The sequence below is a fragment of the Actinosynnema pretiosum genome, assembly GCF_002354875.1.
Lineage (GTDB): Bacteria > Actinomycetota > Actinomycetes > Mycobacteriales > Pseudonocardiaceae > Actinosynnema > Actinosynnema auranticum.
Map to the genome: position 1 here is coordinate 496,263 of NZ_CP023445.1, position 18,622 is coordinate 514,884.

19 protein-coding genes are annotated in these 18,622 nt (G+C 74.2%); 12 read left to right on the forward strand and 7 right to left on the reverse strand.

All coding sequences use genetic code 11. From position 1 onward, the window contains the following. Positions 1-16: 16 nt before the first annotated feature. Complete coding sequence (locus tag CNX65_RS02335) at positions 17-763, forward strand: DUF742 domain-containing protein (protein ID WP_041836526.1); 747 nt, start codon at positions 17-19, stop codon at positions 761-763. Continuing rightward, positions 744-1,352, forward strand: a complete 609-nt coding sequence (locus CNX65_RS02340) for a GTP-binding protein (protein ID WP_012783091.1) — start codon at positions 744-746, stop codon at positions 1,350-1,352. The genes CNX65_RS02335 and CNX65_RS02340 overlap by 20 nt, the downstream gene beginning before the upstream one ends. Before the next feature lie 90 nt (positions 1,353-1,442). Here the strand turns inward: CNX65_RS02340 and CNX65_RS02345 are convergent, their stop codons facing one another. Then, positions 1,443-3,227 (reverse strand): hypothetical protein, encoded by a 1,785-nt coding sequence (locus tag CNX65_RS02345; RefSeq protein WP_096491302.1) that lies wholly within the window; start codon positions 3,225-3,227, stop codon positions 1,443-1,445. 116 nt (positions 3,228-3,343) lie between these two features. After that, a complete protein-coding gene (locus tag CNX65_RS02350; protein WP_096497559.1) occupies positions 3,344-5,587 on the reverse strand; it encodes a helicase-associated domain-containing protein in 2,244 nt (747 codons plus the stop codon). Positions 5,588-5,943: 356 nt separating this feature from the next. Here CNX65_RS02350 and CNX65_RS02360 point away from each other — a divergent pair, with 356 nt between their 5' ends. From CNX65_RS02360 to CNX65_RS02375, 4 genes are all read left to right on the forward strand, one after another. Further along, positions 5,944-7,347, forward strand: a complete 1,404-nt coding sequence (locus CNX65_RS02360) for an NAD-dependent malic enzyme (protein WP_096491304.1) — start codon at positions 5,944-5,946, stop codon at positions 7,345-7,347. A gap of 397 nt (positions 7,348-7,744) precedes the next feature. Next, positions 7,745-8,218, forward strand: a complete 474-nt coding sequence (gene moaC / locus CNX65_RS02365) for a cyclic pyranopterin monophosphate synthase MoaC (RefSeq protein ID WP_012783096.1) — start codon at positions 7,745-7,747, stop codon at positions 8,216-8,218. Further along, on the forward strand, positions 8,215-8,697 hold the full coding sequence (locus CNX65_RS02370; RefSeq protein ID WP_096497560.1) for a MogA/MoaB family molybdenum cofactor biosynthesis protein: 483 nt from the start codon (positions 8,215-8,217) through the stop codon (positions 8,695-8,697). Before moaC ends, CNX65_RS02370 begins: the two co-directional genes overlap by 4 nt. Then, positions 8,694-9,119: a molybdenum cofactor biosynthesis protein MoaE gene (locus CNX65_RS02375; RefSeq protein WP_012783098.1), complete on the forward strand. Its 426-nt coding sequence runs from the start codon at positions 8,694-8,696 to the stop codon at positions 9,117-9,119. The genes CNX65_RS02370 and CNX65_RS02375 overlap by 4 nt, the downstream gene beginning before the upstream one ends. Before the next feature lie 333 nt (positions 9,120-9,452). Here CNX65_RS02375 and CNX65_RS02380 read toward each other — a convergent pair whose 3' ends face one another. From CNX65_RS02380 to moaA, 3 genes are all read right to left on the reverse strand, one after another. Continuing rightward, entirely contained in the window at positions 9,453-10,127 is a 675-nt protein-coding gene (locus CNX65_RS02380) for a LysM peptidoglycan-binding domain-containing protein (RefSeq protein ID WP_096491305.1), read from the reverse strand. A gap of 362 nt (positions 10,128-10,489) precedes the next feature. Next, the gene (locus CNX65_RS02385; protein WP_096491306.1) at positions 10,490-10,753 is read right to left on the reverse strand and encodes a MoaD/ThiS family protein; all 264 of its coding nucleotides are present in this window, start codon (positions 10,751-10,753) and stop codon (positions 10,490-10,492) included. A 1-nt stretch (position 10,754) separates the two neighbouring features. After that, complete coding sequence (gene moaA / locus CNX65_RS02390; RefSeq protein WP_232519671.1) at positions 10,755-11,810, reverse strand: GTP 3',8-cyclase MoaA; 1,056 nt, start codon at positions 11,808-11,810, stop codon at positions 10,755-10,757. A 104-nt stretch (positions 11,811-11,914) separates the two neighbouring features. Here moaA and CNX65_RS02395 point away from each other — a divergent pair, with 104 nt between their 5' ends. The 4 genes from CNX65_RS02395 to CNX65_RS02415 all read left to right on the forward strand — a co-directional run bounded on the left by CNX65_RS02395 (position 11,915) and on the right by CNX65_RS02415 (position 15,346). After that, positions 11,915-12,376, forward strand: a complete 462-nt coding sequence (locus CNX65_RS02395) for a MarR family winged helix-turn-helix transcriptional regulator (protein WP_096491308.1) — start codon at positions 11,915-11,917, stop codon at positions 12,374-12,376. 19 nt (positions 12,377-12,395) lie between these two features. Next, a complete protein-coding gene (locus CNX65_RS02400) occupies positions 12,396-13,184 on the forward strand; it encodes an HAD-IIA family hydrolase (protein WP_177154476.1) in 789 nt (262 codons plus the stop codon). 59 nt (positions 13,185-13,243) lie between these two features. Continuing rightward, entirely contained in the window at positions 13,244-13,993 is a 750-nt protein-coding gene (locus tag CNX65_RS02405) for a maleylpyruvate isomerase N-terminal domain-containing protein (RefSeq protein WP_177154477.1), read from the forward strand. Positions 13,994-14,560: 567 nt separating this feature from the next. Beyond that, positions 14,561-15,346, forward strand: coding sequence for a metallophosphoesterase (locus CNX65_RS02415; protein WP_177154478.1), 786 nt, complete (start codon positions 14,561-14,563; stop codon positions 15,344-15,346). A gap of 32 nt (positions 15,347-15,378) precedes the next feature. Here the strand turns inward: CNX65_RS02415 and CNX65_RS02420 are convergent, their stop codons facing one another. Beyond that, a complete protein-coding gene (locus tag CNX65_RS02420; protein WP_096491313.1) occupies positions 15,379-15,753 on the reverse strand; it encodes a YccF domain-containing protein in 375 nt (124 codons plus the stop codon). Between the two features lie 32 nt (positions 15,754-15,785). Here CNX65_RS02420 and CNX65_RS02425 point away from each other — a divergent pair, with 32 nt between their 5' ends. Beyond that, positions 15,786-16,784: a Gfo/Idh/MocA family protein gene (locus tag CNX65_RS02425; protein ID WP_096491314.1), complete on the forward strand. Its 999-nt coding sequence runs from the start codon at positions 15,786-15,788 to the stop codon at positions 16,782-16,784. Here CNX65_RS02425 and CNX65_RS02430 read toward each other — a convergent pair. Continuing rightward, the gene (locus CNX65_RS02430; RefSeq protein WP_096491315.1) at positions 16,762-17,430 is read right to left on the reverse strand and encodes a TetR/AcrR family transcriptional regulator; all 669 of its coding nucleotides are present in this window, start codon (positions 17,428-17,430) and stop codon (positions 16,762-16,764) included. The two genes, CNX65_RS02425 and CNX65_RS02430, sit on opposite strands and share 23 nt — an antisense overlap. 487 nt (positions 17,431-17,917) lie before the next feature. Between CNX65_RS02430 and CNX65_RS02440 the strand changes: the two genes are divergently transcribed. Next, a complete protein-coding gene (locus CNX65_RS02440) occupies positions 17,918-18,574 on the forward strand; it encodes an HAD family hydrolase (RefSeq protein ID WP_096491317.1) in 657 nt (218 codons plus the stop codon). Positions 18,575-18,622 lie beyond the last annotated feature (48 nt).

Sequence of the window (18,622 nt, forward strand, 5' to 3'; positions counted from 1 at the left end):
TCGTGGGGGTGAGTAAATGGCTGAACGATCTGGCGCTGACGGCCGTGCCTTCGGTAGGAACTTCAACTACCAGGAGTGGGCGACCGGCGGATTCCGGTTCGTGGAGCCGGATGCTCATCCCACGCAGGACGAGGAAGCCGAGGACGCACCCAGCCCGTGGGCGGAGCAGGCCCGAAGAGCACGGGACGAAGGAACAGAGCAGGGGCAAGGCGATATGGCTCAGCGTGAGGTTGAAGACTCGTCGTACGACTACGACGACGTTCCCAACCGATTCGACATCGACGGGTACGGCAGCGGCCTGTTCGGAGGTCCGGGTGCCGACCTGTTCGGTGCCCACGGCTTGCCCGAGAGCGTGCCGGAGCAGCTCCCGTACACAACCGGACCTCAGCCGGTCGTGCGACAGGAGGAGCACCCGGCGGCCGAATCAGGCTCGTTGGTCCGCCCGTACACCCGGACCGGCGGCCGAACCCGGCCCGACTACGACCTGGCGATCGAGGCGCTGATCTCCACCAGCGAACGAGGACTCGAGCGCGACGCGGCGGTGCTCCCCGAGCACCGCTCCATCTGCGGGCTGTGCACCGACACCAGGTCGGTGGCCGAGGTCGCCGCGCTGCTCCGGCTTCCGCTGGGCGTGGCGCGGGTGCTCATCGGCGACATGGCCAGCATGGGTTTGGTTTTGATTCACCAGGGCGGCATGGTTGTGGGGGACAAGCCGTCCATCGATTTCCTTGAGAGGGTGCTCAGTGGGCTTCGCAGGCTCTAGCCCCAACGCCGCCGCAGAAGGCGCACGGAAGCCTACGACCTCCGCGAAGATCGTGGTGGCCGGCGGCTTCGGCGTGGGCAAGACGACGTTCGTCGGCTCCGTGTCGGAGATCGTGCCGCTGACCACCGAGGCGGTGATGACGGAGGCCAGTGCGGGGGTCGACGACCTCTCCGCAACGCCCAACAAGGTCACCACCACGGTCGCGATGGACTTCGGCCGGGTCTCGTTGGACAGCGACCTGATCCTGTACCTGTTCGGTACGCCCGGTCAGCACCGCTTCTGGTTCATGTGGGACGACCTCGTGCGGGGCGCCATCGGCGCCATCGTGCTGGTCGACACCCGCAGGCTGGCCGACGCGTTCGCTTCGATCGACTTCTTCGACGACCGGCAGCTGCCGTACGTCGTCGGGGTCAACTGCTTCGACGGTCTGCTCCACCACCGCATCGAGGACGTCCGCGAGGCACTGACGATCGACCAGTCGGTCCCGATCGTCACCTGCGACGCCCGCAACCGGCAGTCGACCAAGCAGACGCTCATCACGCTGGTCGAGCACGCGATGCGCCAGTGGATGTCCGTTCGCGCGGGCTGAACCGGCTCCTGACGGCCTGAAGGGCGGCTCCCCACCGGGGAGCCGCCCTTCAGCGTTCTAGCGGTTCTAGCCGTTCTGACGGCTCGTTCCTCAGCCGCCGATGTTCAGCAGGCCGCCGAGCAGGCCGCCGTGGTGGCCGCCCAGGCCCAGCAGGCCGCCGTGGCCGTGGCCACCGAGGTCGATGTCGGCGTCGATGTCCAGGTCGAGGTCGAGCAGGTCGTCGAGCAGGTCGCCCAGCAGACCGTCGTGGTCGTGGTGGTGGACCAGCCACAGCCACTCGGCGGCGCTCAGCCTGCCGTCGGAGGCCACCTCGGCGACGTCCTGCTGCGCCTCGGCCATCGGGGCGGCCGTGGTGGTCATGACGATGTCGGTCGCGGCGGGCGCGACCTCGGCGACGGCGGGCTGCACGACCTCCGCGGCCTGCTCCACCGGCTGCTGCTGGGCGGGGACGCCCTCCTTGGAGTCGCCGCCGGTCAGGGAACCGGTGAGCGAGCCGCTGCCGGAGACGGTGGCGGTGACGGGCTTGACCGAGCCCAGGACCGAGCCGACGGTGCTCGTCACGGCCGGGATGGTCGTGGCGGGAGCGGTCGCGGCGGGCAGGGTCGGCGCCGTGACAGCGGGCAGGGTCGGCGCGGTGGCCGGGTTCGAGCCCGCGATCGAGGTGATCGGGTTGGTCGCGGCCTGCGCGATGCTGCTGGCCAGGTTGGTCGCGCTGGTCACGGCGCTGGTGGTGTCGGTGAGCACGTCCTGCACGCCGGTGGTGGCGGTGTCGACGATGTCGCCCGCGCCGGAGACCAGGTCGCCCGCGCCGGACACGATGTCGCCCGCGGTGTCGGTGAGGTCGCCCGCGACCTCGCCCGCGTCACCGGCGACCTCGCCGATGCCGCTGACCGCGTCGGTCACGTCCTCGACGGTGTCGGTGACGGTGCCGGGCAGGCCGGTGACGGCGCCGGGCAGCGCGGTGCCGGGCACGATGGTGCCGGGCGCGGTGTCGCCACCGCTGGTGCTGTCACCGCCGCTGACGCCGGGCAGGCTCGGCAGGCCGGAGCCCGAGCCGGAGCCCGAGCCGGTGCCGGGGAGCACGATCAGGCCGTCGTTGCCGCCGCCGATGTTGAGGTCGGCGTCGACGTCCGCGTCGAGGTCGATGTCCAGCAGGTCGCCCAGGTCGAGCAGGCCGCCGTGGCTGTCGAGCAGGTCGCCGAGCAGGCCGTCGTTCCCGCCGTCGAGGTCGAGGTCCACGACCGCGTCGAGGTCGACGTCGCCGAGCAGGTCGCCCAGCAGGCCGTCACCGTCGCCGAGCAGGTCGCCGAGGAGGCCGTCGTTCCCGCCGTCGAGGTCGAGGTCCACGTCCGCGTCGAGGTCGACGTCGCCGAGCAGGTCGCCCAGGAGGCCGTCACCGTCGCCGAGCAGGTCGTCCAGGTCGAGCAGGCCGCCGTCGGAGCCGAGCACGGCGTCGACGTCCAGGTCGACGTCGCCCAGCAGGTCGTTGCCGCCGAGCAGGTCGCCCACGTTCACCACCGCGTGGGTCTGGTCGAGCAGGTCGTCCAGGTCGGACGGGTCGATCACGACCGTGGCGCCGTCGAGCAGGTCTTCCAGGTCGCCGACGGACCACAGGGACCCGTTGCCGAGCACGTCCTGCAGGTCGTCCAAGGTCCACCAGTGGCACCAGTGGTCGTCACCGCCGAGCGACAGGGACAGGTCGATGTCCCCGTCCAGGTCGAGCAGGCGCTCGGTGGCACCGGGCGCGGTCCGCTCGGCCTGGTCCCCGGTCGACGCCGCGGGGGCGACGGGGGTGGCCAGGGCGTTGCCGGCGGAGAAGGCACATGTCGCGGCGGCAACCGCGAGCACGAGCGCTCCCCTTCGGAAGATCGCCATGCGATTACTCCTCATGAATGGTCTGTTTGGGCGCACGGGAACGCCCGTTCAGACGCTAGAGGTAGTGGCGATCACCGGAGGGTGATCAAGTTCCGTCGATCAGGGATGACTGACCGTCACTTGTGGACGATCGCCACCGAGGTGATCCGGTGCAGCGGGAAGCGCCGCACCTCTCCGTAGCCGACGTCCACCCCCTCCAGGACTCCACCACCCACCACCTGCGGCTTTATCACCCGGCTTGCGGCGGTGCCGTGCCCGTCCACGAAGTCCACCAGCACCTCGCCGCCCTCTCGGGCGGCCTTCTGGAGCACCGCCAAGGTCGCCGACGGCCCCGATCCGAGGTTCCCTGGAACCGTCACCCGTGCACCCGCGGTAGTCGTGGCCGCCCGATCGCCCGCCCGGAGCTGCCGGACGAGCTCCGCCAGCTGCTCCGGCGAGGCCGTCGGAGGGGGCGGCGACTTCCGCCTGCCCCGGCCGGTGATCCGCCGCCCGCCCGCGCGCAGGTCGACCACCTGCCCGCCCGCGTCCTCGGCGACCGGCGCGAAGCCCGCGCCGCGCAGCCCGGCCAGCACCTCGGCCAGCGGCAGCGGCGACACCAGCACGGTCGGCGCGATCCGGCGCAGCTCCAGCGCGTCCGACGCGGGGTGCGCGAGCACCTCGGCCACCAGCACCGGGTCGTCGCAGCGCAGGAACGACCCGGCGGGGCCGCCGCGCAGCCGCCCGTGCTTGCGGGCGGTGTCGTCCACCAGGTAGGTCAGCGACTGGGGGACGGGCGTGCGGGAGCGGGAGCGGAACAGCTCGTGCAGGTCGTCGGCGGTGCGCCCGGAGTCGAGCGCCCGCCGCACGGTCCGCTCGTCCACCCGGTACACGGTGGCGTGCCCGGCCGACTCGACGTCGGCGACCAGCGCCATCTCCTCGGCCAGCTCCGGCTCCAGCCTGCCGGGGGCCACCACGGTCAGGTCGGCCTGCACCAGCACGTGGTCGACCGGGTCGGGCAGCGCGTCGGCCAGCCGCTTCGCCGCCGCCGCCGCGCCCTCGCCGAGCAGCGCGCGACCCGCGCCGGTCACCGCGCCGAGCGCGAGCACGCCCAGCGCCGTGCCCTCCTCGACGGTCCAGCGCACCAGCTCGTCGCGCAGCCTCCCGCCGCGCCGGGGCGCCCGCCAGGCCAGCGTCGCGGCCAGCCCGGCCACGTCCGGCGCGGCGGTGCCCGGCTCCAGCTCGGCCAGCGCCTCCAGCACCCGCCTGCGGTCCTTGGGGGCGGCGGCCCGCGCCAGCTCGGGGGCCAGCGGGTTCAGCAGCCGGTCGCGGTCGTCGCGCCCACCGACCAGCCCCGGCAGCCTGCCCAGCTCCAGCCAGGCCTGCGCGAGCACCGCCCAGCGCTGCTCGGGCCCGGCGGCCAGCCACGGGTCCGCCTGCGCGGTCGGCACCCACTCCGGCTCCAGGCCCGCGCTGTCGCCGACCAGGCCCGCGGACACCGCCAGCTCCACCAGCAGCGCGGCCCGCTCCTCGGTCACGTCCAGGTCCTTGGCCACCCGGCGCAGCTCGCGCACGCCCAGCCCGCCGGAGCGCAGCACGGCGGGCGGCTCCTGCGACCAGGCCGCGACCAGCCCCTCCACGTGCCTGACCAGCTCCAGCACCGCGCCCGCGCCGGTGCCGTCCACCCGGCCGGGGTCGAGCACCTGGGTGCGCAGCGCGGGCTCCTCGGCGACCAGGTCCCCGAGCGGCCGGTCGCCGCGCACGGCCAGCCCCACCTCGCGGGGCAGCTCCACGGTGGACTGGTCGCGGCGCACCAGCAGGCCGCGCGCCAGCAGCTTCTGGATCGGGCTGGTCGCCCGCTCCAGCGACACCACGTGCGCGGCGTCCTTGGTCTGACCGGTCGGCCGCCCGGTCGCCAGCGCGGCCAGCACCCGAGTCTCGCCCTCGTCCAGCCCGGACAGGTCCGCGCCCGCCAGCGACGGCACCGAGCGGCCGAGGCCGCACGGGAACGGCGAGACCGCGTCGCGGGCCGAGGCCGGGACGCGCAGCGCGGAGTCCGGGCCCCACAGCAGCCCGCGCGAGCGCAGCAGCGCCACCGGTCGGGCGACCGTCACCCGGTGCGGCTTGAACAGGGCGCGCAGCGCGGAGATCGGGACCGGGGCGCGGTCGGCGTCCAGCACCAGCAGCGCCTCCAGCGCGGTCAGCGCCAGCGAGTCCAGGTCCTCGCAGGCCCGCGCGACCGAGGAGCGGGACCCCAGCCGGGTGGCCAGCACCGAGGTGTCGGCGGGCGGGGGAGTGGCCAGGTCGGGGCGGGCGCGCAGCAGCGCGACCAGGACCGGGTCGGCCTGGTCGCGCAACCAGTCGGCGAGCGTGGTGCCGGACATCTTCACCACGGTATATGCCGGTGGGGCACACTTGACCACGACGTAGGCACCACCGAGGAGGAATCGTGGCCAAGGCCCGCCCGGAGCGAATCGACCCCCAATGGCCGGAGGCGCCCGCCGGCCACAAGCACGCCGTGAGCGAGCTGGCCAGCGACATGCAGGGCGCGCTGTCCCCGTTCGGCGGCACCACGTTCCCCCGCCCGCCGGAGGAGCTCGGCTACCACCACCCGAGCACCACGATCAACCGCTAGAAGGCCGGTTCGCGCGCGGCGAACGCGAGCCGCGCGCGTTCCGAAAACCGGTCGGGGCTACTCTCGCTCACCAGTTTGAGCAGCCCCGAACTCGGAGGATTCCCGATGCCGGTCCCCGGCCCTGGTTACTCGATCACCGTTCGCCTGGAGGCGCCGCCCTCGGCGAGCGCTGCGGGAGACCTGACCTCCGCCGTCGGCCGGGCTGGTGGCGTCATCACCGCGTTCGACGTCGTGGAGTCCCACAACGACCGGGTGATCATCGACCTCACCTGCAACGCGCTGTCCGCGAACCACGCCAAGGACATCACCGACACCCTGGAGCAGTTGCCGGGGATCGTCGTGCGCAAGGTCTCCGACCGGACCTTCCTGGTCCACCTCGGCGGCAAGATCGAGATCTCGTCGAAGGTGCCGCTGCGCAACCGCGACGACCTCTCCCGCGCCTACACGCCCGGCGTCGCCCGCGTGTGCCAGGCCATCGCGGAGAACCCCGAGGACGCGCGCCGCCTCACCATCAAGCGCAACACCGTGGCGGTCGTCACGGACGGCTCCGCCGTGCTGGGCCTGGGCAACCTCGGCCCCGCCGCCGCGCTGCCGGTGATGGAGGGCAAGGCCGCGCTGTTCAAGAAGTTCGCGGGCGTCGACGCCTGGCCGGTCTGCCTGGACACCCAGGACACCGAGGAGATCATCCGCGCCGTCGAGCTGATCGCCCCGGTGTACGGCGGCATCAACCTGGAGGACATCGCCGCGCCGCGCTGCTTCGAGATCGAGGCCCGGCTGCGGGAGAAGCTCGACATCCCGGTGTTCCACGACGACCAGCACGGCACGGCGATCGTCGTCGTCGGCGCCCTGCGCAACGCGCTGCGCGTGGTCGGCAAGGACATCTCCGAGTGCAAGATCGTGGTCTGCGGCGTCGGCGCGGCGGGCTCGGCGATCATCCGCCTGCTGCTCAAGCAGACCCCCGGCGACGTCGTCGCGGTCGACGTGGACGGCATCGTGCACCGCGACCGGCCGGGCATGGACCCGAACCTGGCGTCCATCGCGGACACCACGAACAAGGAGAACGTCTCCGGCAGGCTGCACGACGCGCTCGTGGGCGCGGACGTGTTCATCGGCGTCTCCGCGCCGAACCTGTTCGGGGCCGAGCAGGTCGCGACCATGAACAGCGACGCGATCGTGTTCGCGCTGGCCAACCCGGACCCGGAGATCGACCCGATGGAGGCGCAGAAGCACGCCGCCGTCGTGGCCACCGGGCGCAGCGACTTCCCGAACCAGATCAACAACGTCCTGGCGTTCCCCGGCGTGTTCCGGGGGCTGCTCGACGCGAACGCCAACACCATCACCGACGAGATGCTGCTGGCCGCCGCCACGGCGATCGCGGACGTGGTGGACGGGGACCGGCTGAACGCGTCGTTCATCGTGCCGAGCGTGTTCGACACCACGGTCGCGCCCGCCGTGGCGGAGGCCGTGCGCAAGGTCGCGGCCGAGCTGAAGGCGGCCGAGCGGGCCTGAGCCGGGACCGGGACCGGGCTCGGCCCGGTTCGGCGGTGCGACCACGTCGCCGGGGTGCCCTCGGGCGCCCCGGCGACGTGCGTTCGGGGGGCGAGTGGTCGGACGGGGCGAGGCTCGGTGGCGCGTTCGGGTCCGGTGCGTTCGGCTGGGCAGGATCCTGGGGGCGCGTGTCCGGGTGCGGTGCGTTCGGCGGGGCGGTGTCCCGGCGGCGCGCGTTCGGGTCCGGTGCGCCCGGCGGGGCCGCGTCCCGGTCGCCTGCGGGTTCGGCGGGCCGGGGTCCGAAGTGGACGGCGCGGGGCGGCGCTCCCCCTTCCGGTGTCGACCGGTCCGGGGACGCGCGGGCCCGGAGGGCAGGTCGGTGGCGGGGTGCGCGGGTGGTGTTGCCTAGCATCGGGCCATGAGCCAGTTCACCCACATCGATGCGAGCGGCGCGGCGCGCATGGTCGACGTCACCGACAAGCCGGCCACCGCCCGCACCGCCGTGGCCACCGGGGTGCTGCGCACCACGGCCGAGGTCGTGCGCCTGCTGGCCGCCGACGACCTGCCCAAGGGCGACGCGCTGGCCACCGCCCGCATCGCCGGGATCATGGCCGCCAAGCGCACCTCGGAGCTGGTGCCGCTGTGCCACCCCATCGCGCTGTCGGGCGTCAAGGTCGACCTGGAGCTGGGCGAGGCCGAGGTGCGGGTCACCGCGACCGTGCGCACCGCCGACCGGACCGGCGTGGAGATGGAGGCGCTGACCGCCGTGTCCGTCGCCGGGCTCGCGCTGCACGACATGGTGAAGGCCGTCGACCCGGCCGCGAGCATGGACGCGGTGCGGGTCGAGCGCAAGGAGGGCGGCAAGACCGGCCTGTGGGAGCGCCCCGCGTGAGCGCGCCGAGGGCGGCCCGCGTGGTGACGGCGTCCAACCGGGCCTCGGCCGGGGTGTACGCCGACCGGGGCGGGCCGCTGATCGTCGGGTGGCTGCGCGAGCGCGGCTACGCCGTGCCGGACCCGGCGGTCGTGCCGGACGGCGAGCCGGTGGCCGAGGCGCTGCGCGCGGCGGTCGCCGACGGGGTCGCGGTGGTGATCACCACCGGCGGCACCGGCATCAGCCCCACCGACCGCACGCCCGAGGCGACCCGGTCGGTGCTGGACTTCGAGGTCCCCGGACTGGCCGACGCCATCCGGATGTCGGGCTGGCCCGCCGTGCCCGGCTCGGTGCTCTCGCGCGGCGTCGCCGGGGTCGCCGGACGCACACTAGTGGTGAACCTGCCGGGATCCACCGGCGGGGTGAAGGACGGTTTGGCGGTGCTCGACGCCGTGCTGGAGCACGCGGTCGAGCAGGTTGGTGGAGGTGATCACCGGTGACCGAGGTGCTGCGGGCGGCCGTGACCGAGGACCCGATCTCGGTCGACGAGCACGCGAAGCTCGTGGAGCACGCCTCGGCGGGGGCGGTGGTGACGTTCTCCGGCGTCGTGCGCGACCACGACCACGGGCGGTCGGTGCGGGAGCTGGAGTACCACGGGCACCCGAGCGCGGGTGACGTCGTGGCCGAGGTGGTGTCGGACGTGGCCGGGCGCTTCGAGGGCGTCCGCGCGGTCGCGGTGTCGCACCGCGTGGGCCCGCTGGCGATCGGCGACGTGGCGCTGGCGGTGGCCGTCTCGGCGGCGCACCGGGGCGCGGCGTTCGCGGTGTGCTCGGAGCTCGTGGACGAGGTGAAGCGCAGGCTCCCGGTGTGGAAGCGGCAGGTCTTCGCCGACGGCAGCGACGAGTGGGTCAACTGCCCCTGAACCGCCAGGAGCGCGGCCTCGGAGGATCTCGCCGAGGTCGCGCTCGCGACGCGGTTCACGTGCGGGGTGTGCGGTGGGGACCGGACGCGCCCGAAGTGGGGGTCTCCTGCTCGGCGGGCGCACTCCGGAGAACGGCTGCGCGTCGGGCGAGCTGAGCGGAAACCCCAGGAAGGCGGGAACCCCCGACGCCGCACGAGGGGGAGGGCGTCGGGGGTTCCGCTACGTCGCAGGGCCGCCGTCACCGGGGCCTGCGGGTCTGGCTGCTTGCCGGCTGGCTCGCCTCGGCTGCGCCATCGGCGAGGGTTCTCGCTCACGCTCCGCGCGAGCGAGCGATCACTTGGTCGCGATCTTCATGCCGGACATGATCAGGTCGGCGTTCGGGATGTACTGCTTGTTCAGCTCGTGCAGCTTGGCCCACCCGCCCTCGACCTTCAGCTCCGAGGCGATCTTCGACAGGGTGTCCCCCGCCTTGATCTCGTAGTCGCCGTTCGGGTTGCTCTGGGGCAGCGCCACGACCACGGGGGCCGCCTGCTGCTGCACGGGGGCCGTCGCGCGCTTCTGCGGCGCCGACTGCTGCTGGGGCGCGGGCGCCGCCTGCTGGGGCGCGGGCGCGGTGCGCGCCGGGGCCGCGCCGCCGCCGAGGCCCTTGGGGCCGCAGACGGGCCAGGCGCCGATGCCCTGGGTCTTCATGACGTTCTCGGCCACGCGGATCTGCTCGGCCCTGGAGGCCTGGTGGGCCATCCCGGAGCCGCCGTGGCTGGTCCAGGTCGACGGGCTGAACTGCAGGCCGCCGTAGTACCCGTTGCCGGTGTTGATGCTCCAGTTGCCGCCGCTCTCGCACGCCGCGACGGCGTCCCAGTTCACGCCGGAGCCCTGCGCGGACGCCGTGCCCGCCATGGCCAGCGGGGCGCCGACGATGACGCCCGCCACGGCCACCTTCGCGATGCCGCGAACGGCCGCGTTGGCGCGGAGGGACTGGAAACGGTGCTTGCCTCGGTAAACCGCCATCTGCCTCTCAGCCCGCTGCCCTGCCACTGGGGACTCCGGATTCGGGCCCGGTGTCCCCCGCCCCCGCCCGGCGGATGTCTCTCGCTCGGGGTGTGTGCCGGGGGCCGCAGGACGGGGTTCAGGCGCGGTCTCCCGGATCTCGCTGGTTGGTCGGGGCCAACCGAGAAGCGACCGTACGTAGCCGCGGACCCGCTCGCCAAACGTTCCGGACTGTGACGGCAGTCACTGTAACGTTTCACGAGGCCGGGTCGACCTGGGTGTAACCGCAGCTCAAGGCGTGCGTTATCGTCCCGTTTCCATTCCGAGATTTGTCGATATCAATTACCGTCGGTGAGTCATGAGTCACCTCTTCGGGCCAGTGATCAACCGCCCGCGAAGGGGGGCAGCACGTCCAGCTCGGCCCCGGCGGACACCGCGGCGGCGTGGTCCCGGACCGCGACCCCGTCCAGCAGGAAGCTCGACGCCGCCAGCACGCGGGAGAGGTTCGCCCCGTGCTTCGCGCGCACCACGTCGAGCACGTGCGCCACGGTGGTCCCGGACCCCGCGCCCGGCACCGCCACGGTCTCGGCGGGCACCCCCGCGGCGGCGCGGGCCCCCGCGAAGTAGCGGACGGTCAGCTCGACCACGTCATCCTCCGATAGCGCTCATGGGGCGGTCCGGCTGCGCGAACCCGTCCCCGTCGATCCCGTGCCCCTCGGCCTTGGCCCAGGCGTTGCCCCGCCACCGCTCGGCGACCTCCTCGTCCGAGGCCCCGGAGCGCAGCAGCGCCCGCAGGTCGGTCTCCGCGCCGCTGAACAGGCAGTTGCGCACCTGCCCGTCGGCGGTCAGCCGGGTCCGGTCGCAGGCCGCGCAGAACGGCCGGGTCACCGCCGCGATCACGCCCACCACCGACGGCCCGCCGTCGACCACCCACCGCTCGGCGGGCGCGGCGCCGCGCGCGGGCACCGGGGCCAGCGCGAACCGGGTCCCCAGCGCGTCCAGGATCTCCCGCGCGGTGACCATCTCCGACCGGTCCCAGCCGTGCTGCGGGTCGAGCGGCATCTGCTCGATGAACCGCAGCTGGTAGCCGTGCTCGACGGCGAACTCCACCAGGGCCACGGCCTCGTCGTCGTTCACCCCGCGCATCAGCACCGAGTTGATCTTCACCGGTTCCAGCCCGGCCTCGCGCGCCGCGGCGAGCCCCTCCAGCACGTCGGGCAGCCGGTCCCGCCTGGTCAGCTCCCGGAACCGCGCACGGTCCAGGGTGTCCAGCGACACGTTCACCCGGTCCAGGCCCGCGGCCCTCAACCCGGCCGCGCGCGCCGCCAGCGAGATGCCGTTGGTCGTCATGGACGTGCGCGGCCTCGGCTCCAGGGCCGCGGTCGCCGCGAGCACGTCATCCAGGCCCTTGCGCAGCAGCGGCTCGCCGCCGGTGAACCGGACGTCGGTCACGCCGAGCCGGGTCACCGCGATGCCGATGACCCGCACCAGCTCCTCGTCGGAGAGCAGCTCGGGCCCCCGCAACCAGTCCAGGCCCTCGGCGGGCATGCAGTAGGTGCAGCGCAGGTTGCACTTGTCGGTGAGCGAGACCCTGAGGTCGGTCGCCACCCGACCGAACCGGTCGATGAGCGCGGGGGACTCCGGACGTGCGGTGACGTGGGGGGCACTGCGCACGACGGGTAGTCCCAAGTCGACTGCCGTCACCCCGACCAGGGTAATGGGCTCACCCGCCGGAACAGCCCGCTGTAACGGGCATAACCGGCAGAGCGGTCGTTCCGCCTGCCCGGACGGGGACTAAATTCCTCCGCATGAGCGAGCACGACGTCCCCGCCGAGGAACTGGAGCGGTTCAGCGCGCACGCGCGGGAGACGGGCGCGCTCACCGCGCTGCTGCACGGCAGGGCGGCGGAGCGGATGGGGCTGTCCACGACGGACGAGAAGTGCCTCGGCCTCGCGCTGGCGGGCGACGCGCCGGTCACGGCCGGGCGGATGGCGGAGCTCTCCGGCCTGTCCACCGGCGCGGTGACCGGCGTCATCGACCGCCTGGAGCGCGCGGGCTACGTGCGCCGCGTCCGCGACCCGCACGACCGGCGCAAGGTGCTCGTCGAGGTGTCCGGGCCGAGGGCGGACGAGGTGGCGGCGCTGTTCCGGGACGCCGCCGAGGTGCTGGAGGCCGCGCTGCGCCGGTTCACCCCGGAGGAGCGCGCGGTGGTCGAGCGCTACCAGCTCGCCCTCCTGGAGGCGATCCGCGGGCGCGTGGCCGACGCCTGAGCCCGGGATCATGGCGGCCATGGGCTGGAACTACCTGATGGACATGGACGGCGTGCTGGTGCACGAGGAGCACCCGATCCCCGGTTCCGGCGAGTTCGTCGCCGAGCTGACCGCGGCCGGGATCCCCTTCCTCGTGCTGACGAACAACTCCATCTACACGCCGAGGGACCTGCGCGCCCGGCTGTCGAGGACCGGTCTGGAGGTCCCGGAGACGGCCATCTGGACGTCCGCGCTGGCCACCGCCCGGTTCCTGGACTCGCAGCGCCCCGGCGGCTCGGCCTTCGTCATCGGCGAGGCCGGGCTGACCACGGCGCTGCACGAGGTCGGCTACGTGCTGACCGACCGCGACCCCGACTACGTGGTGCTCGGCGAGACCCGCACCTACAGCTTCACCGCCATCACCAAGGCGATCCGGCTGGTCGAGGAGGGGGCGAAGTTCATCGCCACCAACCCGGACGCCACCGGTCCCTCGCGCGAGGGCTCGCTGCCCGCGACGGGCGCGGTCGCGGCGCTGATCGAGCGGGCCACCGGGCGCGAGCCGTACTACGTGGGCAAGCCGAACTCGCTGATGATGCGGTCGGCGCTGCGGGCGCTGGGCGCGCACTCGGAGAACACGCTGATGATCGGCGACCGGATGGACACCGACGTGCGCGCCGGCCTGGAGGCGGGGCTGCGGACGATCCTGGTGCTCAGCGGCATCTCGGCGGACTCGACGGCCGAGCTGTACCCGTACCGGCCGACGCGGGTGCTGAGGTCCATCGCGGACCTGGTGGGGCACTCGGCGGACCCGTTCGGCGAGCTGGGCTGATCGGGGGGCGCGCCGCCGAACCGCCCGCTCGGCGGACGCGCCGCCGCTACCGTCCCGGCGTGGGCATCGACCTGCGCGCGGCGGTGGCGGAGCACGGCGACGGTCTGGAGGCCGCGGCGCGCGGGCGGCTCGACGCGCCCGTGCCCGCCTGCCCCGGCTGGCTGGTGGGCGACCTGGTCCGGCACGTGGCCGAGGTCGAGCTGTGGTGGGCGGCGGCGCTGCCCGCCGGTGGCGCCGCGCCCGACGTGGACGGGGTGCGCCGCGAGGTCGGCGAGCTGTTCGCCGGGGAGGGGCAGGCAGGCCTGCGGCTGGCGTCCGCGCGGCTGCGCGACGCGGCCGGGCGGGTCGGGGACGACGCGCCGGTGTGGGCGTGGTGGTCGCCGACCGGGCGGACCCCGGCGACCGAGGTGCTGCGCAGGGTGGCGCACGAGCTGGTGGTGCACCACCACGACGCCCGCGAGGCGGTCGGCGAGCCGCTGGCGGTGGTGCCCGAGCTGGCCGAGGACGGGGTGGCCGAGTTCACCGAGCGCTTCCTCGGCGGCGACCTCGGGCGACCGGGCGTGGTGGGGCTGCGGGCCGTCGACACCGGCCGGACCTGGCTCGTCGGGTCGGTGGGGGACGGACTCCGACTGCTCACCGCCGACGAGGCCGACCGGGTCCGCGCGGGCGGAGGGGTGGAGGGCGCGCTGTCCGGGACGGCGGAGCTGCTGCACCTGGCGCTGTGGCGGCGGGTGGCGCTGGACCGGCTGGTGGTGGAGGGGGACGGCGAGCTGGCGCGCGCCACGATCACCGCGTCCCGCTTGGGCTGACGGTGCTTGGAGTTGGCTGGCGGCGCCCGGCCTGGGCTGGCGGCGCCAGGTGCTGACTGGCGGCGCCCGGCCCTGACTGGCAGCGCCCGGCCCTGACTGGCAGCGCTCGCCCTGGCTGGCGGCGCCCGGCCTGGTTGATGGCGCCCGGCCTCGGCGGGCATGATCCAGTCCTGGCGGGCTGGCGGGCTGGCGGGCTGGCGGGCTGGCGGGCTGGCGGGCTGGCGGGCTGGCGGGCTGGCGGGCTGGCGGGCTGGCGGGCTGGCGGGCTGGCGGGCTGGCGGGCTGGCGGGCTGGCGGGCTGGCGGGCTGGCGGGCTGGCGGGCTGGCGGCTCCGCCCCGCTCCCCGTCGCCGATCGTGCGGCACCGCGCGCCGTGACCTCCGCCGTCCTGTGTCCTTCACCACCGCGCCCCGCGGTTTCACGCCGGGGCGCGCGTGGGTAGCGCCGCGCGTCGCGGAGCAGCTCCCCCGCAGTTGATCACCCCTGCGGGGGAGACCGGTGGGGCGGTCGGGGAGGTCATCTGATCGACTTGCCCGCGCCGTCCCGCGCCGTCGCATATCGTCGCTGTGTGGAACGCCAGCTTTACGTGGTCGGCGACGTGCACGGCCACCTCGCCGAACTCACCCGCGCGCTCAACGCGGCAGGCCTCGTGGACGACTCCGGGGACTGGAGCGGCGGTGACGCGGAGCTGTGGTTCCTCGGCGACTTCGTCGACCGCGGTCCCGACGGGATCGGCGTCATCGACCTCGTCATGCGGCTCTCCGCGCAGGCGGGCGAGAGCGGCGGGCGGGTCGACTCGCTGGTCGGCAACCACGAGGTGCTGCTGCTCGGGATGCACCGCTTCGGCGACGAGGACGTGCCGGGCGCGCCCACCCCGCGCAGCTTCGCCAAGAGCTGGAACCTCAACGGCGGCCTGCGCAGCGACCAGGAGCGGCTCACCCCCGAGCACGTCGAGTGGCTGACCAGCCGCGACGTCGTGCACCTGGTGGACGACCACCTGCTCATGCACTCCGACACGCTCGCCTACCTGGAGTGGGGCGGCACCGTGGACGAGGTCAACGAGGCGGTCCGCGCGATCCTCACCGGCGACGACCTGGCGCAGTGGTGGGAGTGCTGGCGCAAGATGACCACCCGCTACGCGTTCCGGGGCCCCGAGGGCGGGGTCGTCGCGGGGGAGCTGCTCAAGCTCCTGGGCGGCGCCGAGATCGTGCACGGGCACAGCGTCTTCGCCGACCAGCTCGGCGTCATGCCCGAGGAGGTCGACGGCCCGCTGCGGTACGCGGACGATCGGGTCCTCGCGGTCGACGCGGGCCTGTACAGCGGCGGGCCGTGCCTGGTGGTCGAGCTGCGCTGAGGCCGGCGCCCGGCCCCAGCGGGGACGGCGGGTCAGGGGCGGTCGACGATGACCTTGCCCAGCGGCATCAGCGACACCGGGATGAGCTTGAAGTTCGCGATGCCCATCGGGATGCCGATGATCGTGACGCACAGGGCGACACCGGTCACGATGTGCCCGATCGCCAGCCACCACCCGGCGAAGACGATCCAGATGATGTTGCCCAGGAGCGAGGCGGCCCCGGCGTCGTGCCGGTCGACCACGTCCCGGCCGAACGGCCACAGCGCGTAGTTGGCGATGCGGAACGAGGCGAGCCCCCACGGGATCGTCACGATGAGGACGCAGCAGATCACCCCCGCGATCGCGTAACCGACCGCGAGCCAGAAGCCGCTGATCACCAGCCAGATGAGGTTGAGCACGAGGCGCATACCACCATCCTGCCCGATTAAGCTCACCCATCGTGCTGAAAACAGTTCGCTGGGGAATCGTCGCCACGGGTGGCATCGCCGATGTCGTCACCGCCGATCTGCTCGCCCTGGAGGGCTCCGAAGCCCTCGCGGTCTCCTCCCGCAAGCTCGAACGGGCCGGGGAGTTCGCCACCAAGCACGGCATCCCCCGCGCGTACGGCAGCGTGGCGGAGCTGGTCGCCGACCCCGACGTGGACGTCGTCTACGTCGCCACGCCGCACGCCCAGCACCGGTCCGCCGCGCGCCTCGCGCTGGAAGCGGGCAAGCACGTGCTGTGCGAGAAGCCCATGACGCTCACCGTCGAGGACACCCGCGAGCTGGTCGAGCTGGCCCGCGAGCGGGGCCTGTTCCTCATGGAGGCCGTCTGGACCAGGTTCAACCCGCTCATCCGCCAGGTCCGCGCCGCCGTCGCGGACGGCGAGATCGGCGACGTGCGCAGCGTGCGCGCCGACTTCGGCTTCGCCCTGCCGTTCGAGCCCGAGCACCGGCTGTGGAACCTGGAGCTCGGCGGCGGGTCCCTGATGGACCTCGGCCTGTACCCGGTCTCGATCGCCCAGATGCTGCTCGGCGACCCGACGACCATCCAGGTCACCGGCTCCCTCGCCCCGTCCGGGGTGGACGCCGAGGCCGCGCTGCTGCTCGGCTACGAGAGCGGCGCGCACGCGCTGCTCACCTCGACGCTGACCACCTCGCCCGGCTCCTGCGCGACGGTGTTCGGCACGAAGGGCCGCATCGACCTGCACCAGCCCGCGCACTGCCCGACCCGCGTCGTGATCAACGACGTGGAGCGCACCGCCGAGCTGGAGGGCTCCGGGTACGTGCCGCAGCTGCGCGAGGTGGCCGACCGGGTGCGCGCGGGCGACACCGAGAGCCCGGACATGTCCTGGGCGGACTCGCTGTCCATCGCGCGCGTGCTGGCCGAGGGCGTGGCGCGGTTGGGCGTGCGCTACCCGCAGCCGGACCGGGACGTCACCCCGCCCGCCGCGGGCTAGGCCCGAGCAGCGCCACCGCGACCCCCGTCACGGCCTCCACGGCGAGGTCGACCGCCCGGTCGACCGCGCGGTCGGCGCCGTGGTCGGGGGTCAGCAGGTGGCTGAGCGCCAGCCGGGTCAGCACGTCCGCCGCGAACGCGATCCGCGCGGGCGGCAGGTCCGGCCGGTGCCTGGCCAGGTGCTCGCCGACAACGGGCGCCACCAGGTCGAGCACCCAGCCGCCGCGCGTGGTGAGCATCGGCAGCATGTCGTCGGCGTCGGTGCCGGTGAGGACCGAGCGGGCCAGCGGGTCGAGCCGGGTGAGCGCGTGCACCTGCCGCACCGCCTCCGCGACCCCCTCCACCGCCCCCGGCGCGCGGGCCAGGCAGGCGCGGGCGGCGTCCACGAACTCGGCGGCCTTGACCAGCGCGACGGCCTCGACCAGCCGCTGCTTGTTGCCGTGCGCGTTGTAGACGGTCTGCCTGCTCACCCCGGCGCGCGAGGCGACGTCGGCGACCCGCAGCCCGCGCGCGCCGTGCTCGGCGACGAGCGCGGCGGCGGCGTCGATGATCGGGCCGGGGGGTTCGGCCGGGACGGCGGGGATCGGGGCGGTGGCGGGTTCCCAGCGGACGGGGCGGGGAGCGGTGGTCGCGCCCGAGGGGCTCACCGGGGTGGGGAGAGCCGCGGAGGGGCCCTCGGGGGAGGGCGGGTGCGCCGGGCACGGGGGCTGGTGCGCGGCGGGGCTTCCGGGTGGGGCGGGGTGGCCCTCGGGCGGGCGCGGCCCGGTGCCCGTGGCGAGCGGGCGGGCGTCGGCGCGGGCTAAGGGGACGGTCGGCTCGCCGCACGGGGCCTGGCGGGGGACCGGGGGCGCCGCGGCAGGCCGGAGAGCTCTCGCTGGTGTGGCCTCGGGGCGCGCGGTCCCGGAGAACTCGGTCACGACGGACAGTTTTGGCACGAGCGCGGGTCCCTTGTAAAGACACGTGATCACCCGGTTACCGGGTTGGTCGACCGGCCGAGTCCGATCACCGCCCCGCGACGCCGCTCCCCGGCCCGGCCGCGCCGGCTCACGGCCCGCGTCCCGGCCCGCGTCCCGCCCGCCGTGACCCCGCTCCCAAGCCCGCCGAACCGGGGTGGTCCGGCCCTAGAGTGGCCCCGTGCCGCTGACCATCGGTTTCGACCTGGACATGACCCTCATCGACCCCAGGCCGGGCATGGCCGCCGTGATGGAGGCGGTGCGCGCCGAGAGCGGCTACCCGATCGACGGCGCGCACTTCGCCGCCAACCTCGGCCCGCCCCTCGACGTCTCGTTCCGGGGTTACGGCGTGCCCGAGGAGGACGTCCCCGTCCTGGTCGCCCGCTTCCGCGCGCTCTACCCGGAGATCGTCATCCCGGCGACCGTCGCGCTGCCCGGCGCGGCCGAGTCGCTCGCCGCGGTGCGCGAGCTGGGCGGGACCGCGGTCGTCGTCACCGGCAAGTACCGGGCGAACGCGGCCCTGCACCTGGCCGCGTTCGGCTGGGAGGTGGACCACCTGTTCGGCGAGCTGTGGTCCACCGGCAAGGCCGAGGCGCTCAAGCTGCACGGGGCCTCGGTGTACGTGGGCGACCACGTGGGCGACGTGCGCGGCGCGAAGGCCGCGGGCGCGCTGTCCGTGTGCGTGGTCACCGGGCCGTGCGACGAGCGGGAGCTGGTCGAGGCGGGTGCGGACGTGGTCCTGCCCGACCTGACCGGATTCCCGGCGTGGCTGCGCGAGAACGCCGACCGGCTCCACGCGGCCGGGGACGCCGCCGGGGAAGTCGAGCGGCCGGCTTAGGGAAGCGCAGGCCCCGCCGGAGCAGCGGTCAGCCCTGCCGGAGGAGCG